The organism is Lacticaseibacillus boliensis (genome assembly GCF_054784775.1).
The window spans coordinates 19,377-39,554 of sequence record NZ_BAAIHN010000006.1 but is presented as its reverse complement, the minus strand read 5'-3'; the positions used below and the strand labels follow the sequence as shown (position 1 = coordinate 39,554).

The 20,178-nt window shown below is 53.0% G+C and carries 19 protein-coding genes; 4 read left to right on the top strand and 15 right to left on the bottom strand.

All coding sequences use genetic code 11. The features are described 5' to 3' along the window. Nucleotides 1-247: 247 nt before the first annotated feature. Genes ACYVRB_RS04200 through ACYVRB_RS04190 form a run of 3 tightly spaced genes read right to left on the bottom strand, consistent with a single transcriptional unit; the run spans nt 248 to nt 2,093 of the window. Complete coding sequence (locus tag ACYVRB_RS04200) at nt 248-616, bottom strand: DUF1634 domain-containing protein (RefSeq protein WP_461213771.1); 369 nt, start codon at nt 614-616, stop codon at nt 248-250. Beyond that, on the bottom strand, nt 616-1,458 hold the full coding sequence (locus ACYVRB_RS04195; protein ID WP_461213838.1) for a sulfite exporter TauE/SafE family protein: 843 nt from the start codon (nt 1,456-1,458) through the stop codon (nt 616-618). The genes ACYVRB_RS04200 and ACYVRB_RS04195 overlap by 1 nt, the downstream gene beginning before the upstream one ends. Beyond that, the gene (locus ACYVRB_RS04190) at nt 1,458-2,093 is read right to left on the bottom strand and encodes a hypothetical protein (RefSeq protein WP_461213769.1); all 636 of its coding nucleotides are present in this window, start codon (nt 2,091-2,093) and stop codon (nt 1,458-1,460) included. Before ACYVRB_RS04190 ends, ACYVRB_RS04195 begins: the two co-directional genes overlap by 1 nt. 116 nt (nt 2,094-2,209) lie before the next feature. Here ACYVRB_RS04190 and ACYVRB_RS04185 point away from each other — a divergent pair, with 116 nt between their 5' ends. Genes ACYVRB_RS04185 through ACYVRB_RS04175 form a run of 3 tightly spaced genes read left to right on the top strand, consistent with a single transcriptional unit; the run spans nt 2,210 to nt 6,085 of the window. After that, nucleotides 2,210-4,600 carry an ATP-dependent DNA helicase gene (locus ACYVRB_RS04185; protein ID WP_461213767.1) on the top strand — a complete coding sequence of 797 codons (2,391 nt, stop codon included), beginning with the start codon at nt 2,210-2,212 and terminating at the stop codon, nt 4,598-4,600. Further along, nucleotides 4,578-5,246 carry a hypothetical protein gene (locus ACYVRB_RS04180; RefSeq protein WP_461213766.1) on the top strand — a complete coding sequence of 223 codons (669 nt, stop codon included), beginning with the start codon at nt 4,578-4,580 and terminating at the stop codon, nt 5,244-5,246. The genes ACYVRB_RS04185 and ACYVRB_RS04180 overlap by 23 nt, the downstream gene beginning before the upstream one ends. Beyond that, nucleotides 5,246-6,085: a sce7725 family protein gene (locus ACYVRB_RS04175; protein ID WP_461213837.1), complete on the top strand. Its 840-nt coding sequence runs from the start codon at nt 5,246-5,248 to the stop codon at nt 6,083-6,085. The genes ACYVRB_RS04180 and ACYVRB_RS04175 overlap by 1 nt, the downstream gene beginning before the upstream one ends. A gap of 26 nt (nt 6,086-6,111) precedes the next feature. Here ACYVRB_RS04175 and ACYVRB_RS04170 read toward each other — a convergent pair whose 3' ends face one another. From ACYVRB_RS04170 to ACYVRB_RS04135, 8 genes are all read right to left on the bottom strand, one after another. Then, the gene (locus ACYVRB_RS04170) at nt 6,112-7,854 is read right to left on the bottom strand and encodes a C40 family peptidase (protein ID WP_461213765.1); all 1,743 of its coding nucleotides are present in this window, start codon (nt 7,852-7,854) and stop codon (nt 6,112-6,114) included. Between the two features lie 177 nt (nt 7,855-8,031). Next, on the bottom strand, nt 8,032-8,739 hold the full coding sequence (gene deoD / locus ACYVRB_RS04165) for a purine-nucleoside phosphorylase (RefSeq protein ID WP_461213764.1): 708 nt from the start codon (nt 8,737-8,739) through the stop codon (nt 8,032-8,034). 12 nt (nt 8,740-8,751) lie between these two features. Continuing rightward, the gene (locus tag ACYVRB_RS04160; protein WP_461213762.1) at nt 8,752-9,942 is read right to left on the bottom strand and encodes a phosphopentomutase; all 1,191 of its coding nucleotides are present in this window, start codon (nt 9,940-9,942) and stop codon (nt 8,752-8,754) included. After that, nucleotides 9,939-10,601: a deoxyribose-phosphate aldolase gene (deoC, locus tag ACYVRB_RS04155; RefSeq protein ID WP_461213760.1), complete on the bottom strand. Its 663-nt coding sequence runs from the start codon at nt 10,599-10,601 to the stop codon at nt 9,939-9,941. The genes ACYVRB_RS04160 and deoC overlap by 4 nt, the downstream gene beginning before the upstream one ends. Before the next feature lie 143 nt (nt 10,602-10,744). Next, on the bottom strand, nt 10,745-11,596 hold the full coding sequence (locus tag ACYVRB_RS04150; RefSeq protein WP_461213759.1) for a sugar phosphate isomerase/epimerase family protein: 852 nt from the start codon (nt 11,594-11,596) through the stop codon (nt 10,745-10,747). A 70-nt stretch (nt 11,597-11,666) separates the two neighbouring features. Further along, entirely contained in the window at nt 11,667-11,915 is a 249-nt protein-coding gene (locus ACYVRB_RS04145; RefSeq protein WP_461213758.1) for a hypothetical protein, read from the bottom strand. 37 nt (nt 11,916-11,952) lie between these two features. Continuing rightward, on the bottom strand, nt 11,953-13,398 hold the full coding sequence (locus ACYVRB_RS04140; RefSeq protein WP_461213756.1) for an MFS transporter: 1,446 nt from the start codon (nt 13,396-13,398) through the stop codon (nt 11,953-11,955). 213 nt (nt 13,399-13,611) lie between these two features. Further along, the gene (locus ACYVRB_RS04135) at nt 13,612-14,709 is read right to left on the bottom strand and encodes a glycoside hydrolase family 88/105 protein (RefSeq protein WP_461213755.1); all 1,098 of its coding nucleotides are present in this window, start codon (nt 14,707-14,709) and stop codon (nt 13,612-13,614) included. 383 nt (nt 14,710-15,092) lie between these two features. On the opposite strand from ACYVRB_RS04135, the gene ACYVRB_RS04130 reads away from it, so the two are divergent. Next, entirely contained in the window at nt 15,093-16,394 is a 1,302-nt protein-coding gene (locus ACYVRB_RS04130) for a glycoside hydrolase family 28 protein (RefSeq protein ID WP_461213753.1), read from the top strand. A gap of 629 nt (nt 16,395-17,023) precedes the next feature. Here ACYVRB_RS04130 and ACYVRB_RS04125 read toward each other — a convergent pair. From ACYVRB_RS04125 to rhaM, 4 genes are all read right to left on the bottom strand, one after another. Beyond that, nucleotides 17,024-17,584: a sugar O-acetyltransferase gene (locus ACYVRB_RS04125; RefSeq protein WP_461213752.1), complete on the bottom strand. Its 561-nt coding sequence runs from the start codon at nt 17,582-17,584 to the stop codon at nt 17,024-17,026. 70 nt (nt 17,585-17,654) lie between these two features. Then, nucleotides 17,655-18,527 (bottom strand): rhamnulose-1-phosphate aldolase, encoded by an 873-nt coding sequence (gene rhaD / locus ACYVRB_RS04120; RefSeq protein ID WP_461213751.1) that lies wholly within the window; start codon nt 18,525-18,527, stop codon nt 17,655-17,657. A 36-nt stretch (nt 18,528-18,563) separates the two neighbouring features. Continuing rightward, nucleotides 18,564-19,838: an L-rhamnose isomerase gene (locus ACYVRB_RS04115; protein WP_461213750.1), complete on the bottom strand. Its 1,275-nt coding sequence runs from the start codon at nt 19,836-19,838 to the stop codon at nt 18,564-18,566. Between the two features lie 18 nt (nt 19,839-19,856). Beyond that, the gene (gene rhaM / locus ACYVRB_RS04110; RefSeq protein ID WP_461213749.1) at nt 19,857-20,171 is read right to left on the bottom strand and encodes an L-rhamnose mutarotase; all 315 of its coding nucleotides are present in this window, start codon (nt 20,169-20,171) and stop codon (nt 19,857-19,859) included. Between the last annotated feature and the right edge of the window lie 7 nt (nt 20,172-20,178).

Here is a 20,178-nt window from a genome sequence, read left to right as displayed (position 1 = left end):
TTGGTTGATCACACAATATTCATCTGGTAATCACCTTTTGATAACTTGAGTTTAACAGGTGAAGTTTACGTGAACGTTACTTGAAAAGAACAATCAAGATACATATTGAAATTTAATAACAATCCTTAAACCGGTGAACCAACCTCAAATCAGGGTGGGATAACAGGCCTGGCGTGGGTTCGGCCGCTTCTAGCAACATTCACAACAACAAAAGGGGCGAGCCGGAACGGCTTACCCCTTCGAAAACTTATTCAAGATAGCCAATCACCATCGCCACAAGCAAGATGATCAACACGATCGTTGTGATGCCGGCATACAGTCGGTCTTTTTCCTTGATAAACGCGTAGATCGAAACCACGACCCGCAATACAGGGGTCAAAATCAGCAAGAATATTCCGAGCATCATCACCGCATACGGGCGCAGATGCACCACGCCTTGCAAAATGGTGCTAACGCTGTGCGGATGCACGCCAGTAGCATAGCCGGTATTGCCGGTAATCAATAAAGTAGCCAAGCCGATGATTAACACAGCCGCGGCAATCAAGACCCCGATCTGCATGATCTTCCCAATGATTTTCTCGATGTCATCGATTTCCTTGCGCATTTCGTCTGACATCAGATCGTCACCCCGAATCCTTTAAGCAACATCTGCACGCTCATATAACCGATCACCGGAATAAAGATCAACCGCAACACCTTCGTTGGCATCACCTGCATCAACCGCGTCCCAATGGTAGCGCCAACCAAGATCCCGATGGCCAGCGGCGCGGCAATCTGTGGTTGCAGTGAGCCATTGAAGAAATACACCGTCGCACTGGCCGCTCCGGTGACTCCCATCATCAGGTTCGAGGTCGCCGTGGAAGGCTTCAAAGGCATCTTCATGATGGAATCCATCGCCAACACCTTGAACGCCCCAGAACCGATGCCTAACAAGCCGCTGGCCAGCCCCGCACCAAACATCATCGCGAACCCACCGGAGACGTTGGTGACTTTGTATTCGACTTCTTGCATCGTGTTTTTATCGTAATACGCACCGTTCAGCCGCAATTTTTTTGCTAACGGATCTGGCTTGGCGTCGCGAAGCTTCTCGCCTTTGCCGATCAGCTTGCGCACCATGTTATAGGTTGAAAACAGCAACAACGCCCCGAATAGCACGTACAAAAATTGACCAGAAACCAAGCCGGTAATCACCGCACCTAGCACCGCACCAACGGTCGTGGCAATTTCTAAAAACATCGCCACCCGCAGATTAAGCATCTCGTCTTTGAGATACGCGATCGTCGCCCCAGAACTCGTGGCGATCACTGCAATGATCGACGCAGCGATCGCATACCGGATCGGCAGTCCCATGATCAAGGTAACCACCGGGGTAACGATGATGCCACCGCCTAACCCCAACAGCGCGCCCATGACACCGGCCAACATGCCAACGCCGATCAGCATGATGGCCTGAACCATCATGCCTTGGCTGCCCCTTTGGTCGTCTTGGCCGCCGGCTTGCGGGTCGTTTTTCGAGTCGCCGGCTTCTTCTTGGCGGCAGTCTTACGCGTCGTCGTACGCTTGGTGGTCTTCTTAGTCGTTGCCCGTTTTGCTGCCGGCTTCTTAGCCGCCGGTTTTGCCGGTTCAGGTTTCGGCTTAACCGCGTTTTCCGCAATCAGTGCCAGCTTTTCTTGGCCGGCGGCGATGATTGCGGCCTGCTGGGCACCTTTGGCCTTCGAATAATCATCGAGCGTCGCGACCTCATCGATACGTAGCCCCGAGGCGTTAACATGCTCGGAAATCACGATCAGGTACAATCGCAATGGCACCATTTCTTCTGGTTCCAAGAAATTGATGATCTTCTTGGCATCAGCGAATGGCAGGTTGACGATGCCGGTTTCCAGGCGGATAATGGTCGGTTCCTTGCTCGTGATCGTCAGCTGTGCCTGGATCAGCTTCCCGGCGTCAAGCGCCGCATCGACCGCCGCAAACACAGGTGCAAGCGCCGTATCCAAGCCGCTTTTGGCGATTGCCTCAGGCGTTGCCTCTTGGTCGAACGTCGTGTAGTTGCCGTCCATGACCGCGTCTTGGAAGGCCTTGGTATTGATCTGCATGTGATATATGCCTCTTTTCAGAAATTCATGACATGGCCCATGATAGCGTACTTAGGGCGAACGGTTCAACTTTTTTAGAAGCTCTACTATAATTAACGACAAAAGGAGGGGAGCTTTTGGCTACTAACCGCATCGGGGTGCGTGAGTTCGTTGAGTTCACAGTCCGCACTGGCGACCTCAACCCCATCACCACCAATTCGAACAACACCGCCTTGATCGGTGCCAAGATCCACCGCCGCCTGCAGTCGGCTTACGACGACACCTATGCCAAAGAAGTCTACTTGCAACAGCGCGTGCAGGTCAACAATCAAGATTATGTCATCGACGGGCGCGCCGACGGAGTGCAAACCACTACAGATGGCGTGGTCGTCGAAGAGATCAAGACCTCTGCACGCTCGTGGGATCAGCTCACTCAAAACACCAAAGACCGCTACTGGGCACAGGCGCGCGTTTACGGCCATTTTCTGTGTGTTGATCGCGATCTCGATGCCATCACGCTCGACTTAGTCTACTACCAAACCAGCAACGACGCTGTCACCCGCTTTTCCGAGACACATTCCGCAGAAGAGTTAAGCGTGATGTTTGACGATCTGCTGAGTGAATTTGGCGACTGGTTGAAAATGCGCAGCGACATTATTACCCAGCGTGATGCAAGCATCGCCACGCTCGAGTTTCCTTTTACCGCCTACCGCCAAGGCCAACGCGAGCTGGCCGCCGCCGCTTACCGCACCATCGCCAACGCGACGCGGCTGTTTGTCGAAGCACCGACAGGAACCGGCAAAACGATCTCAACACTGTTCCCCACCATCAAGGCAATGGGCGCAGGTTTGATCCAGCGGTGTTTTTATCTCACCGCCAAACAAAGCACCCGTCACGTCGCGGAAAACGCGATGGCGTTATTGGAAACGCACGGTCTCCACGCCAAAAGCATCACGCTGACGGCCAAAGACACCATCACCTTCGACGACGAGCCCGACGATCCCAGCCGCAATCCTTACATGATCGGCTACTACGATCGGCTCAAGCCCGCCTTAAAAGAAATGTTTGCCAACGAAGACGCCTTGACCCGCAAGACGATCGAGCTCTACGCCAAAAAGCATACGTTGGATCCTTTTGAATTCTCGCTGGATGCCAGCTTGTTTTGTGATGTCATCATCTGTGACTACAACTACGTGTTCGATCCTGCCGTTTACCTGCAACGCTTCTTTGCCGAGGCCGACGACGCCAACTTCTTTTTGATCGACGAGGCGCACAACTTGGTCTCGCGGGCACGCGACATGTACTCTGCTGAGATCGACGATGCCGCCTTCACCCAGTTAAAAATCGCACTTGCGCCGTTCAAAGGCAAAGGCTTGCCGGCAATCAAAGGCAACCTCACCAAGCTGATCACTGCCTTTGACGTCGTCCGTTTGGGCATGGACAATCAGCGCGAGGTATTTCAAGCCGCGCCGGTCGAGGCGTTCGTTGAGGCCTTAAACCAGCTCAGTGCCAGCATCCACGACTGGCTGACGGGGGATCTGCGTACCGATCAACAAAACGTCGTCGATTTGTTACTTCCGGTTTACTTCGTCTGTCTCGGCTTCTTGCGCATCTACGACTTTTACAACGACTGCTTCCAGACCAAATTTACCGCGACGCCTGACCACCTCGTCATCAAAGAAATTTGCTTGGATCCCAGCGCCTTCATCAGCGACTCACTGGATAAAGGCCGTGGGGCCGTACTGTTTTCCGCGACGCTATCGCCACTGCCGTATTATCAAGACGTGTTGGGTGGGGCCGAAGAGAGCCTGGCTTACCGCCTGCCATCCCCGTTTCCGCCAGAACACCAAGCCGTCATCGTCACCGGCAACATCCAAACCACCTATCGCATGCGCCAACGAAGCCTGCCTGAAGTGGTCGCCAGCCTGACCGTGATGGTGCAAGCCCAGCCTGGCCACTACCTCGTATTTTTGCCGTCATACGCCTATTTGGACATGGTTGCTTCCGCCTTTGCCGCCGCCCAGCCTGACATCGATGTCATCCGCCAAACTGCGCAGATGGATGCAGAAGCCCGCGCCCAGTTTTTGGACCGTTATCGCGAAGACCCGACGCCTTGCATTGGCTTTGCCGTTTTGGGTGGCATCTTCAGCGAAGGCATCGATCTTAAAGGCACGCAATTGATCGGGGTGGCGATCATTTCCGTCGGCTTGCCTGGTCTCAATTCCGAAACTGATCAGCTGAAAGCCTACTTCGACCGGATCAACGGCAACGGCTTCGCTTACGCCTATCAGCTCCCCGGGTTCAACAACGTCTTACAAGCGGGTGGCCGAGTGATTCGTGGCAACCACGACCGCGGGGTGATCATGCTGCTAGACGCCAGATTCTGCCGTCCTGATTACGCGACGCTGTTTCCGCCACACTGGGCCCATGCGCAGGTCACCTATGACTTAGACCAGCTCGCCACCAAGCTCACCGCCTTTTGGAGCGATGTGAAAGGAAATTCTGATGAAAACCCCGCTGACACTTGATCTTGAAAAAACGCTTTACGCCTATTGGGAAGAACAAGGCGCTACGGCCGTCGAAGAGGTCACGATGCCCGACGACGCCGGGATCGTCGACACGCTGGTACGCCAAAACGACGGCACCTGGCGCTGCTTCGAGCTCAAAGTCACCAAGGCCGATTTTCACTCCAGCGCCAAGCTCAGCTTTATCGGCAATTACAACTACTTCGTCTTGCCGGCGATGCTTTACCCCAAAATCAAAGCCGAAATTCCAGCCAACATCGGGGTCTTCACCTATCGCGCCTTTGATCCCAAGGCCATCGCCGCCAGCAGCGAACCGCCAGCAACACCAGGCTTGCTGACCATCGTCAAACCCGCCAGCTATCAGGCACTGCAGGTCGATGACGCGGCGCTAACGACCCGCTTCATCGCCAGCCTCAACCGTGAAGTCAATAAGGCCAAGCGCGTCGAGCGCGGCCTGAGCGCCTTCAGCAACGACCAACTGATGCGAGAACTTCGCCGGCGTAGCACTGATTACGCCGTGTACGATCCCGAGGCCAATCTCTACGACCAGTTCGAAGCCCAGCTACACAGCGATACCATCGCCACCTTACAAGAAGAAGTCGACGCGCTGACGGCAGAGCTGGCCATCGCCAAACTGGAGGCGCCATGATAGATTATTATCCGCTGATTCGAGGACGCCAATACGACCTATTGGCGCTGCAGGCCAGTCTACCAGAGCTCAGCCCGCACATCTTGCCAATTATCGAACCGGTCAAAGACATCGCTGCGTTGCCGCGCACGGTCAACGCGTTTGCCAAGGCCAACCACCCGCTATACCTCATCGCCAATCCCCAGGTCGGCCAATACGGCTTGCTGGCGGCGCCTAAACACGCCTTGCCCAGTCCATTGCCTGAACCAGTCGCAACCGCACGCTACTTCGATCCTTACCCAGCAGCCCTCACCATCGCACAGACCAAAACCCAAGTGCAGTTACTTTCGCCGGCACAGCTGGCCTTAGTCTCAAACACCGCGCGCGTGCGTGCCGTTCAGCACACCCAAGCAGTTTATCTGGAAGACCACTATCCGACACGAGAGCGCACCGAAGACTATTACCACATCCAAGACGAGCTCTACCAATACCCGTTGGCTACCCTGCCAGGGATAGGCTTTGCCGATTACCCGCTGAGCACCCGCCATTATTCAGAAACCGGCTATCCGCAACGCGCGATTGCCTTACACTTGTTGTATGCCCGCGACAAAATGTTGTGGGTGCACCACTTCGTCTCGGTGAACAACCAAGACTTCCGCGACCCGGCCACCAAATTTTTCGAAGCTCTCAGCCCTGTCACCGCCTGGTTGAAAACTCAGCCCCAAGCGGCGACGCCCGCGTTAACGAAGTTGTTGGCCTTGGATCATTTTCCAGGACTAGGCACCGTCCGCAAGTTGCAACTGATGCATTGGTTGACGATCGTCGGCCGCTGGCTAGACACACAAAAAGCCCGCTCATGATGAGCAGGCTTTTTGTGTGTCTCAGATTACAGCACGCGTACCCCAAAGGATGGCATGAAGTAGCTTGAAATTGATGAAATCTTGACGCTTTCACCAGGTTGCGGTGCAGCGATGTACTGGTTGCCACCGAGGTAAATGGCAACGTGGTATGTTGAGCCACGGCTACCCCAGAAGACCAGATCCCCAACTTGGAGATTGGCAAGAGATACCACAGTACCAGCGTTTTCTTGCGCGCCAGTATAGCCACCGATCTCCTTGTTAGCCCCGTTTAAGTATGCGTAATGGGTCAAACCGGAGCAATCGAAGCTGCTAGGGCCCTTGCCGCCCCAAACATAAGGCTTACCAAGTTGCGCCTTGGCCACGCTGATCACTGCCGCGATCCGTGCTGCACGAGACCCGTTAGCACTAGCAGCAGTCGTTTGCTTCACCGTGTTGACTGGCGTTGCAGTGCTTGCTTGGGTGCTAGTTTGCGCCTGAGTATTGGTTTGCGTTGCTTGGGTCGTGCTTGCAGTGTTCGCACTCGCTTGGGTATTGGTCGTAGCAGGTGTGCTACTTTGCGTCGTTGGGGCAGGCGTTGCGGCCTTGGCTGGCGTCGTGGCTACTGGTGTGGCGGTTGTTTGCGTGGTAGCCGCTGCCTTTGCAGCGCTACTGTTAGCTTTGCCTTGGGCACCGAAGAAGCGGGCAGACACGTAGTTGCCATCACTCAGCTGGTACCAAGTCTCACCGTTGGCTGTGGTCGTCCCGACAGCTGTTACCGTCGTGCCAGAAGTCAGGTACTTGCCTGCAGTCTGGGTATAGCCGGCAGATTTCCATTCAGTGACAACACTGTCAGTGTAGGTGACGGTGAGGGACTGGCTAGCCGTTGCGGTTGTTGGACTTGCCTTAGGCGTTGCAGTCGACTGTGTCGTGGCCGCGACCTTAGGCGTTGCCGCTGCAGGCGTTGTTGCCGCCGTAGCAGGAGCTGAGGCCTTCGCAGCAGGCGTCGCAGTGGTAGTAGGCGTTGTGGCTTTTGCAGCAGGAGCAGCGGTTGTGCTGGTGCTTGCCGCAGCCGTTGCGTTAGCTGCGGTTGACGCCGTATCTTCTGCAGTAGCACCAGTGCTGGTGTTGGTCGTATCAGCAGGCGTTGCCGTTGTCGCAGGGGCCGGAGTGGCAGTCTTAACAGTTGCCGTCGTTGCCGTCTTGGTTGCGGTAGCTGCGGCAGCAGTCGCTTCTGCGCTACCAGCCTTGGCTGCAAAGCGGGCAGGCACATAGCCACCGTCGCTCAACTTGTACCAAGTTTCACCGTTAGCCTGAACCGTCGCCACAGCCGTCAAGTTGCTGTCAGTCGTCAGATATTTGCCGGAAGCGCTGGTATAGTTAGTTCCGTTCCAAATCGTAACGGCACCTTCTGTGTAAGTTGCTTGAACAGCAAACGTATCTGCGGTAGTCGCGGTGGCCTTGGCCGTCGCGGCGTTAGCCGTACTAGTCGCTTCAGGCGTTGTGCCTTGGACCTGGAGGTAGATTTCTGGAATCCATTCACCGGCACCAATCTTGTACCAAGTCGTCCCATTGATGGTCTTTTGACCAAGGATGGCAATGGACTGATCTTTCACCACGTAACGCTTAACCGACTTGAACGCCGGCGTTTGCCAGACGGTTGTTGCCCCATCAGCATAGGTGACTGTCCCTGTCGCTGCGCTGACTTGGTTAGGCGCCACTGCTAGAGTGGCCGCCCCTGCAACCCCTGCCAGGCCAGCGGCAATCGCTAATGCCTTCGTTGACTCTGTCATCTAAATTCCTCCAATCGAAATTAACATCGCTTTTTAATAGCTTTAGTTTTTCTTAAATAGATAATTTTAGAATAGCACCTTTAGCGCTAATACACACGCGAATACGCGTTCGCGTCACGGCGAAAGCGCATTAAAAAAGCCGCCAACTCGGGCTTAAGACCGAGTGGTGGCCAAATGTTACAATCCTTTTACAGTTGCTAATGCAAGCGTGATCATATCATCAAAACTCGTCTGGCGTTCCTGAGCTGTTGTTTCTTCGCCTGACACAAGATGATTGGACACCGTCAAAATGGCTAAAGCGCGCCGTTGATACTTGGCCGCTAGCAGATACAACGCCGGGGTCTCCATTTCTGTGGCAAGTACCCCATACTTGATCAGCTTGTGGCGATCCATCTCATCATTATAGAAGCGATCTTCACCCAAGATGTTGCCAACGCGCGTCTGGAGTCCTCTTGCCTGGGCCTCATGGAAAGCCCGATCGAGCAAGCCAAAATCCGCCAGCGGCGCAAAATACATCCCCGCCCCAAACGTGTTTAAGATGATGCTCGAATCTGTCGTCGACCCTTGCGCAAGCAATACGTCACGTACATGCACAGAAGCGCTCAAACCGCCAGCCGTACCGACGCGAATCAACACTTGAACGCCGTAATCCACCATCAATTCTGTCGCATAGATGCTCATCGACGGAATCCCCATGCCAGTAGCTTGCACTGACACCCGCGTACCTGCATACGTCCCTGTGTAGCCGTAGGCGTTGCGGACGGTGTTATAGCGCACTGGGTCTTTTAAATAGGTCTCAGCGATATACTGTGCTCGCAACGGATCGCCTGGCAACAACACGATCGGCGCGATCGCGCCAGTTGGGGCATCGATATGTGTACTCATAGCTGCCTCCTTTTAGCGTAACAAATCCAAAAACGAGTGCCCGACACCGTTATCTGCCACGTTGAAGTTGGCCAGCACGGTCGCGCCAAGATCCGCCAGCGGCGAACGGACGCCCAGATCGCCACCGCCAGCCAGTGACTTGCTGTAAGCAATCAACGGCACGTATTCGCGCGTGTGGTCTGTCCCGGTGAAGCTGGGATCGTTGCCGTGATCAGAGGTAATCATCAACAGGTCAGACGGCTTCAGCACCGTCAGCAACTCTCCCAGCCGTGCATCGAACGCCATCAACGCGTCGCCGTCACCTTGAGGGTTGCGCCGGTGGCCGTACATGGCATCGAAATCAACGAGGTTGGTGAAAATAAAGCCAGGTCGATCGCTGTCTACCGCCGCGATCGTCTGCGTCATGCCGTCATCATTGCTGGTCGTGTGCACCCCGTCGCTCAACCCGACGCCCGAGAAAATGTCATTGATCTTGCCGATTCCGTAAGTCGCCACGCCGGCTTCTTGCAAGCGATCCAGATCAGTTGGTGCCGTCGGGCGCAGCGTGTAATCGTGGCGATCGCTCGTGCGCGTGAACGTGGCTGCACTGGTGCCGACATAAGGCCGGGCGATGATCCGACCGATACGATAATCATCGATCGTAATGCTACGCGCGAACTCACAGATCCGATAAAGTTCTTCAAGCGGGATGACGGCTGTGTTCGCAGCGATCTGAAGCACCGAGTCGCCTGAGGTATACACGATCAGATCACCGGTTTTGAGCTGTTGTTCGCCGTATTCTGCAATCACCTCGGTACCGGAATAAGGCTTGTTCACGATCACCTTGCGACCAGAGAACTGCTCGATCTGCTTGATCAGCGCATCCGGAAAGCCTGCTGGAAAATAACCCAGCGGCTCCGTCACCGGTAAACCCATCATTTCCCAGTGGCCGTCCATGGAATCTTTGCCAGCAGAGATCTCAGCCATTTTTCCAAAATACCCTTGCGGCTTCAGCACCGGCCCGACACCAAGGATCGGCCGTGAGCGCGTGATATTGCCCAACCCTAACCGCTGCCAGTTTGGCAGATACAGATCGCCATCGAAAAAGTCTCCGATATGGCCTAGTGTATCTGCGCCTACATCGTGAAACGCCTTGGCGTCTGGCGCTTCGCCGATCCCAATCGAATCGGTAACAATGACGATCACACGTTCAAATTTCGTCATGCTAATCCTGCCTCCTTAAGAATTGTGACCCCTGCGCTGGCGCCGATACGATCCGCACCGGCATCGATCAACGCCTGCGCCTGTTGATAGGTATGGATGCCCCCTGCGGCTTTGACGCCCAGCCGCGTTCCCACCGCCTGCTTCATCAGCACGACGTCATGGACCGTGGCCCCACCGCTAGCAAAGCCTGTCGAGGTTTTAACAAAATCTGCATCTGCCGCTTCACTCAAGACACACGCGCGCGTCTTTTCTTCATCTGACAGCAGGCCGGCTTCGATGATGACCTTCAACAAGCCGCCTTTGGCATGGGTCGCCGCCGCAATCGCCTGAATGTCTGCTCGCACCTGGTCATCGTGGTGGGCCTTGAGCTCACCAATATTCAACACCATATCGATTTCGCGGGCGCCTTCGTCCAAGGCGTGGTTGGTTTCAGCCACCTTCACCAACGTGGTGTTCGCCCCCAACGGGAAGCCAACTACCGTGCACACTTTCACCCCACTGCCTGCCAAGGCCGCGGCGGCGCGAGGGACCCAATACGGATTCACACACACCGAGGCGAACGCATAGCGTTTGGCCTCTGCCAACACAACATCGATTTGATCTTGGGTCGCGTCAGGTTTTAACAAGGTATGATCAATATACTTGGCTAATGGCTTCATTGGAATCGCTCCCTTTCGTTCTCATTATCCCTATCTTACCATTTTGCCCCTTAAAAGTGGCGGCGGCTATCTTCCTACAACGATTGCAAAACGCAAACGTCGGTGCCACACGACCTGGGTCATGTCACACCGACGCTTAATTTCTATTGATATTGTTTTACCACAGGCGTAGCCAAGGCCTCGTCGATGTGGGCGGGTTCAAGCTCGTCTAAGCACTTGATGCCAAACGGCTGATAGCGCTCGGCCAGGTCGATCAGTGGCTGGATATCTTGTTCACCAGCACCCGGGATCACGGTTTTGACCAGGCGGGCGGCACCAGGCGTCCATTGATAGTCCTTGATGTGGACCGCAACGATTTGATCCGCAAAGCGATCGAACGCTTCTTGCAAGATCCCGACAACGTCATGGTGCTCAGGTTGCAAGAGGTTGACCGGATCGATGATGAGTTTCAGCGCGGGATCGTTGTCAAAATGCTTCAGCAACGCTGCGGTTTTATCCAGCGAATACAGCGGATGGTTGACCCCAGGTTCCAAGGCCAGCATCGTCCCTGCCGCATGCGCCGCAGGCAACACCTTGGTGACGGCTTCAAGTAGCGCTTCAAAAGGCTCGGCAGCGAAATTTTTCTCCGTGTATGGGAAGCCGGCGACGACACTGCCGGTTTCGGTCGCCACGATACGCGTGCCGAATGCTGGCGCGTAGCGCAGATACCGCTGCAAGCGGGCCAAGGCCGCCTGTTGCGCGGTGGCATCTGGGTCGATCATGTTCACATAGCAACTTAAGATGCCCACTTCGACATCTCGGTCGGCAAAGATCCGGCGCACATAGTTGCCTAACCCTTGGCTGATCTTGTTGCCATGGTCGCTCACGGTTGGCAGCGACAGCGGCAAGGCAAACTGTAGCGTATGAATGCCGCGCTGTTCAGCGGCCTGGGCGATGCCTTCAATATCATCTTGGACAGGCAGATCATGTCCTCGAAAACCAAAATCACGTCTCACGATGGTTCCTCCTCGTTTTTTGCTTCTGGAATCAAAAAAGCGGTGCGGCTTTCGCCACACCGCCAATTTGTTACAGCTGGCGACTAGACTTGATCGAGTCTAACGCTTGGGCTAACAAGCTGTAATCCAACCCTGAATTAGCTTCAAACTGATGTGTTTCCAGCTTGTTGAACTCTTGCGCCAAGAAGTAGGCGCTTAAGTACCGCTTCAAGACTTGCTTGGAAGCCTTGAGGTCGTCTTCTTCAGTCGGACGATACAAGTTAACTACAGAATAAGCGAACTTCTCTGGATCGAGTTGCACTTCTTCTTTTTTGGCCATAGAACTCACTCCCTCATCTTGTTATCGACACAACGGACTACTTCATTTCTTCAGCACGACGCTTAGCTAATTCAGCGTCAACATAGTCGATCTTCTTCTTAGACAGAGGGTAGAAGAGGATCAAAGTCAGCATCCCAAGCAACATGCACCCTGCAGGGATCAAGTTACCTAACATGTAGATCCGCTGGATAACGGCAGCAGACTGTTGGGCACCACCGGTTGTGGAAGAAACATAACCGATCGCAGAAAGCATGAAGCCGCCAAGACCACCGCCGACAGCCTGCGCGCACTTACGGGCAAATGAGTTAACCCCGTACACAGTACCGTCTTCACGGAAACCGGTCAAGTATTGGTGATAGTCGATAACATCGGTGATGAACGCCCAAACCATCAGGTTGAACATCCCAGAACCAAGGGTAGCTAAGAACAACAGGACCAAGTAGATCCAAGGGTTGGTGATGTGCAGGAAGTACATCAGCAAGTACATTGCAGTCCCGAAGGCCAAGCAAGCGATAGAAGCTTCCTTTTTACCAAAGTTCTTAATCAACTTAGTTGCAAATGGTGCCAGGACAACAACAGTCCCATAAGTAAACAGTAACGCGATAGACAAAGCTTGTTTGTTCTTGAAGTAATCGGTGAACATGTATGTGGCTAAGGTCCCGGACAGGTTCTGGTTGATAACCAAGAAGAAGTCGGCGAACACGAGGGCCATCAATGCACGGTTGGTGAACAGGCCTTTGATCAGTTGCTTAGCAGAAACTTTTTCGGTCTTCTTGACCTGAACACGTTCGGTGGTCATCCGGTAGATGACGTTGTAGCAAACGAACGCGATGACCGCGCACATGATCGAAACCATGAAGAAGCGGTTAGCAGAAACGGTTTGTTGGCCAGCCGAATTTGTGGAGTAAACCAACAGCGGAATCATGAAACCAGTGGTCGCACCACCAATAGCGGAACCAACGGAACGCGACGTGGAGAGGCTGGCACGATGGTCAGGATCAGAAGAAATCGCAGAAGCCATAGAACCATAAGGGATGTTGATGCAAGAGTTCAAGATCCCATAAACCAGGTAAGTGATGAAGATGTAAACCACACGGTAACCCATGCTCCAGTCCTTAACGAATGGCAGGAACAAGATAACGGTGATGGCACAGAAAGGATACTTGACCCACTTGATCCAAGGACGGAAACGCCCGTTCTTGGTCAGTGGTGTGATATCGGCAATCCGGCCGACGGTGACATCAGCAAAGGCGTCGATGAACCGCGCGGATAGGAACAACATCCCGACAACCGCACCGGAAATCCCCAGCGCGTTGGTGTAATAAATGGTTAAGAAACTGTTGACTAACCCGAGGATGAAACAGTTACCTAAATCCCCGAAAGCATATCCGACCTTGTCGACCCAATTAAATGGATGGGCATTGGTCTTGACCATTTCCAGGCCAGCAGCAGTTTCTGCCGCAGATGATTCTTTGTCCTTCATAGCAAAGACACTCCTCTTTTTAGATTCAGTGCGTTGCCCAACAAGATAAAGCGATTCGATAATGTCAGGTTGCTTTGGACGCAGCACTGGGATTAAACACATAGTGAGCTAAGCGTTTACATATAATGGTAACAACGAGTTAACCCGCCTGGGTGCAAAGGCGATATGTCGCCTTCACACTGAGACGCGTTAACGTCGCGTCTTTAGTTCAAATTAATAGAATTCTTTGAGGTATTCGGTTAAGGCTAATTCGGCCATCGATTGCCCATAAGGCATTGATGAGCACTTGACCTGGTTGTAGAATTCCTTGGTCTCGCCCATCGGGGTCCCACCGGAAGTCCGAGCCAAGCCGCCGTCTTCATCGATGTTGTCGAACAACGCCTTGATGCCTTTGAGGGCAACGTCGCGATATGACGGATCGATGTAGTGATCGTGAACCGCCTTCAAGATCCCGTAAGTGAAGCCTGCAGTTGCAGAGCCTTCAAGGTAACTGGACGGATCGTCGATCAAGGTGTGCCACAAACCGGTCTTTTCATCTTGATACTTCTTCAAGGCATCGATTTGATATTGCAAGTTCATGATGACAAATTCCCGCAAGGCATCGCCTTTTGGCAGATCCCAAAGGTTGAGCAATTCTGGGAAGGCAATTGTGATCCAAGAGTTGCCACGACCCCAGAACGCCCCGGCGAAGTTATCCCGCCGCAGGAAGCTCCAGCCGTGATACCACAAGCCTGTCTTCTTGTCTTGTAAGAACTGAATATGTAAGAGGACTTGCTTCTTGGCTTCTTCGATGTATTCCGGCTTGTTCAGCGTCTTGCCAAGCTTGGTGAGCGTCAGCACACTCATCATCAAGGTGTCTGCCCACATTTCATCGGGGTTCAGATCACCATATGTGACGTGCTGGAAACCACCTTTTTCTGTCCGCGGCAGGCGATAGTACAACCAGTCGCCCCATGCTTGCAAGTGTGGCAGATAAGACTTATCCCCAGTTTCTTCATAGAGATAAGCCAGCGTCAGCATCTGCACCATCGTGTTGATGTTCTTTTCAACCGGCGCTTGTTGGAAATGACGGTCGAACCAATCTTTGATGGTGGCCAAAACTTCCGGCTTGCGGCTGAGTTGATAATACTTCATCATGCCGTACAGGCCGACACCTGAAGTCCATTCCCAGAAATCGAAGCTCTTGTTATCGATCAGTGAGCCATCGGCAACCTTCACGAAGAATTCACCGGTAGGATCGCTCAAGTGAATTTCGTTGTCGATCAGCAAATCGATTTTCGCTTCGACTTCGTCTTTTTTATACTGTGCCATTTGTTCACACACCTCAATCTTTCTACTGCTTCACAGAGAATCTGCAATCGCTTACAGATACTATTTAATAACTTTCTCACATGTATCGCAATGGCATTTTTCTATTTTATCGGGTCATATTCACAGGTTACCGGTTTAACTGTTGCTCTAATCGCATCCTTGTCTTTTTAACCAGCTGGCACTACTCAAATCGTCGTGCTAACAGCGGTATCAATCGATTTAGTTTAACCATTAACAGCACTTTACGTCAAATGAAAAGCCAGTCATTACTCGCATCGTGTCAAAATAATCTTACTTATAATTTGTTCCTATCTGACAAGAATGGTACGATGGATCTGCCCCAAATGGCAACGTTATCACTGAAAAATGAGGAGGTTTTCATCATGACAGTCTATCAAGTCACCGACTTTGGTGCTTCTCCGGATGGGGAACATTTAACCACTGCCGCCATCCAAGCGGCAGTCGATACTGCAAGCGCTTCTGGTTCGGTTGTTCACATTCCCGCAGGCACCTACTTGACCGGCGCCATTTTTTTGCATGATCACATGACCCTGGATTTCGCCCCCGGTGCTAAGCTGGTCGCAACCACCGACATCGACCAGTTTCCCGAGCGCTTCGCCCGTGTGGCAGGTGTAGAGATGAACTGGCCAACGGCGATCTTGAACCTGTTTGGACTCGACGACGTCACTATCCAAGGTCCCGGCGTCCTCGACGGGTCCGGGCCTTTTTGGTGGAACAAGTATTGGGGCGCAGACCAACACGGCGGCCTCCGCGCGGATTATGATGCCAAAGATCTGCGTTGGATCGCCGATTATGACATCAAACGTGTGCGGACGATTCTCGCGCAATCGTGCCACCACCTCCGCGTCGACGGCCTCACCTTGCAGCGCGCTGGCTTCTGGAACTTACAGCTCACCTATTGCGATGACGTCGAGGTCACCAATCTCACGATCAACCAAAGCAACGGACCCAGCACCGATGGTATTGATGTCGATTCCTCGACCCATGTCCATATCCATGACTGCACCCTTGCTTGCGGCGACGACTGTATCGCAATCAAATCCGGTCGTGATGGCGACGGCCTGCGCGTGAACAAGCCAACCGCTGATGTCGAAATCGATCACTGCCACATTTTGTCCGGTTATGGGGTGACGATTGGGAGTGAAGTCTCTGGATCGATTCGCCGCATCAATATCCACGACATGCAGTTTGACAATTCCGGCTGCGGTTTCCGGATGAAATCTGCCATCGATCGCGGCGGCATCATCGAAGACATCACCGTGTCCAATCTACATATGGTCAACGTGCAGTTCCCATTCTCCTGGCTGTTGACGTGGCACAACCAATACAACCACAAGACCATGGTCGATCTGGCCGACAAGCCGGCTTCCTGGAGCGCGGTCGCAGCCCAGATTCCAGAAGATCAGCGAATCACCCAGGTCCAAAATATCCATGTGCAAGACGTCGATGCCACCCTCACCCCAGATTACACGTGGCCGTCACGTGCCTTTGACCTCAAGGCCTTGCCGGAGAAGCCGATGAAAGACGTGACATTCGATCACGTCCGCATCCAAGCCCACGAATTCGGCCATATCGTTGCTGTCAACGGCTTGCAATTCAACGACGTCAACGTCTCCGTCTCCCAAGCCAACACCGCTGAAAACGACGATTACGACAATCGCTAATCATTAATCGCTGTCCGGCAGCGTAAGTGTGTAGTTGGCTGTAGACCAATCGCGGTCGGGTGCGGGTGAAAGTGACTCCAGCAGGCTTCAATCTGTCGTGGAGAGGGTGCTCGGCGGAGCTAACTTGGCCGTTCCGGCCAAGTGGATCTTCACCTGCGCCTTGCTGTAAGCGACAAGTCGCTAACAGCAATCTCACCACGTCAGTTTGACCTGCTTCCGTCACTTTCGCCCACACCCTAGATTCTACGTACCTGGATAATTTGATGTCATGGACAATCGGGCTAACTCGCTAATTACAACTAATCCATTTCTACTCTCTTGGAAATTGCCACTTCCGGCGATGACAGACGCTAACGTCAGGGTTTGGTGTGTGGAGACCCGAGATGGCTCAGGCGCGGCATTGTTGTTAGCGGCTTACCGCTTACAACAAAGGCGTCGAGGAAGATCCACTCAGGCTTTGCCTGAGTTAGCTTCTGAGCGCCTCGCACCGTTCCAGCCATCTCAAGGGCCGGAACACACCAAGCCCGATCTATACACCATCCCCCAACACCAACCTAACCACACTTACACTGCCGGACAGCGTAAATAAAAAATCAGGTTGTGGCAAAATTGCCACAGCCTGATTTTTTCTATTCTGGATTTTCTCGGATCACGCGGGCAGGGTTGCCGGCGACGATCAAATTGGGGCCGAAATCATGAGTGACAGTGCTGTTGGCACCCACGACGGTGTTGTCTCCGATCGTCACTCCGGGCAAAACGGTCACGCCACCGCCCAGCCAAACGTTGTCCCCGATTGTGATTGGTGCCCCCATTCCGATGCGGGCCTTGCGCCGTTTGGCGTCTAGCGGATGGGTGGCGGCATAGATCTGCACATGCGGGCCAAACATCACATCGGAGCCAATGTGCACCGGCGCAATATCGAGGATAACGCTATCGTAATTGCAGATAAAATTATCTCCCACAAAGATGTGATAGCCAAAATCACACCTGAAGTTTGGCTCGACATAGCAGTTCTTCCCGACTTGACCAAACAACTGGGAAAGAACAGCTTGTTTTTCTACGGTTTGCGTATCGTCTAGCGCGTTGAGCTTTGCACACAGCCGCCGGGCCTTGGTTTCATCTGCGGCCAGCTCGGGATCAAAAATTTGATACGGCTCACCTGCTAAAAACTTCTCTTTTTCTGTTCGCATCACAATCTCCTGAAAGCAAAACAACGCGCCTAGGCGATATGCCTAAGCGCGCTGTCGACGTCATCAACGATTACTTGACGAGTGAATCCCCATCAATGAAATCTTGGTTCGGGGTGATGGAGAACCGAGCCGCCAGATCTTTGAGATCTTGATCGGTAATTTCGTTAACGAACTTGCCGCCTTGAGATTGGACGGTAGTGTAGATCAAGGCCGCCTTTTCAACGGTTTCGATCAAGCCAAAGGCTTCGTCGATCGAGTCGCCGGCTGCAAAGATACCATGTTGTGGCCACAAAACCAGACGGAACTGGTTCATCTTTTCAGCGGTTGCTTCGCCGATTTCGTTGGTCCCAGGGGTCATGTAAGGAATGACACCGATGCCTTCAGGGAAGACAACGACAGATTCAGCTTGCATCTTCCAAAGGATCCGGGAGAAGACCTTGGCATCCAATGGCAACGTGAAGCTCATTGCAATGAGGTTGGTTGGGTGGCAGTGCATGACGACACGTTGTTGCGGATCCTGCTTTTGACGAACGATGTGTGTCATCAAGTGAGCTGGGAATTCAGAGGTCGGCTGACCACCGTCGTTGAAGCCCCACAGCAAGTCAACGGAATGGCCATCCTCGGCGATACGGACCAAGCCAGCATCACGTTCTGGAAAATCGATGACGTTCTTGAAGTAACGGCCAGTCCCGGTAACCAAGTAAAGCTGACCCTTCAGCTGACTAGCATCGAAGTCGATCGGGATGTTGCGCAAAACTTTGTGGCAATCGAGATATGGTGCGACTTCTTCTGGAAGCAAGCGGTAAGAAACGTTACCACCATTACGTTCGTCCCAGCCATGGTTGTACAAGCCGTAAGTGATCTTGCCTAATTGCTTCACATATGGCGAATCAACAAAAGCGGGTGCATATTCAGGGTTCAGAAATTGTTTTTTGGTATCCATCTGTTAGTTACTTCCTTTGTTTTTAATAATTTAAAATTAACGCTTGAACTGGACGTCTTTTTCGTACTGATGAATGTTGTTCATCCAGTCGAAGCCAACTGGGACGTTGTGGTCTTGGCAGAACTTGTCCCAAACAGCGCCAAATGGCATGCTCTTGAGTTCTTCGGTTTCAACCAAACGCGTCGTGAAGTCTGCGTCAGTTTCAGCCTTCTTGAGCTGATCGATCGGTTCGAGCATCGCTTGCAGCAAGGACTTCTGCGTTGCGCGGGCGCCAACGACCCAAGCGGCGACCCGGTTAATGGTGGCATCGAAGAAGTCGAGGCCCAGATGGGTGCGGTTCAAGTAGCCATCACGAACCAGCGAACGGGTGATGCGAACCAAGGCATCGTCCATAATTACGGTATGGTCAGAATCCCAACGAACAGGACGGGAAACGTGCATGAACAAGTCCTTGTCGGTGAATGGGAAGTATGAGGCGAACTTGTCGGAAACATCTTCTGTTGGGTGGAAGTGTCCGGCGTCGATCGTCCACAGATGACCGCGAGTAACCGCGTAGTTTTCATAGAACAGATGTGACCCAACGGTGAAGGATTCGATCCCAGGCGCACCGAACAACTTACCTTCGAAGGAATCTTGCTCGTTGGCTTCTGGATACTTCTTGGCTTCGATTTCATCCAAGGCCTTCAACAAGCGCTCACGCGGATCCTTCTTGTCGACTGGGTTATCCTTAAAGCCATCTGGGATCCAGAAGTTGTTGTAGCAAGTGGAGCCCATCTTTTCGCCGATGTAGTTGGACACTTCACGGGTCAACTTACCATGTTCGATCCAAAAGTCGCGGATATCTTTGTCTGGTGAAGAAACGGTCATGTTGTCTTTGACCTTAGGGTGAGAGAAGAACGTCCCGTTGTTGTCCAGGCCAACGCCTTCTTTTTTAGCCCAGTCAATCCAGTAATCGAAATCTTCTGGCCGGATATCATTGAAGTCTTTCTTCTTGCCGTCCTTTGGCACCGCATAGATCATGTGCAATGCGACCCGGTGCTTGCCTGGGATCAAGCTCAGTGCTTCGTGCAAATCACCGGTCAATTCATCAGGGGTGCGGGCAACACCAGGATAGTTCCCGGTAACCGCGATCCCACCAGTCAGCTCTTGATCTGGGTTCAAGAACCCGTGAATATCATCGCCTTGCCAGCAATGAATTGACAATGGTACCTTTTCCAACTGCTTCATCGCAGCATCTGCGTCAACGCCGATTTCGGCATAACGCTGTTTGGCAACTTCATAAGCCTTATCGACTGCTTCAGGTTTAACCATAATTAGTACACTCCTTTTTTAATCTAAATGGAATACTTCTTCAAGGTCCTTAGCGACCGGGCTCTCATCAGGATTGGTCTTCATGATAGGCGCCATGGAATGCCACCACCGCTTGCAGACATCGGTGTTGGCAATGGCGTTGTACGCGTCAACATCAGGCACTTCCAGATACGCCAACGTCTGCCCGTTGTCGCGGTTGAGATAGATGGAATAATTGGTTGCACCGTGCGCCTTCAAGGCCTCTTTCATCTCTGGCCAAATTTCGGCATGGCGCTTCGCATATTCATCGTAACAATCTGGATTGATATACATCACTTGTGCGATTCGCTTCATGATTGAA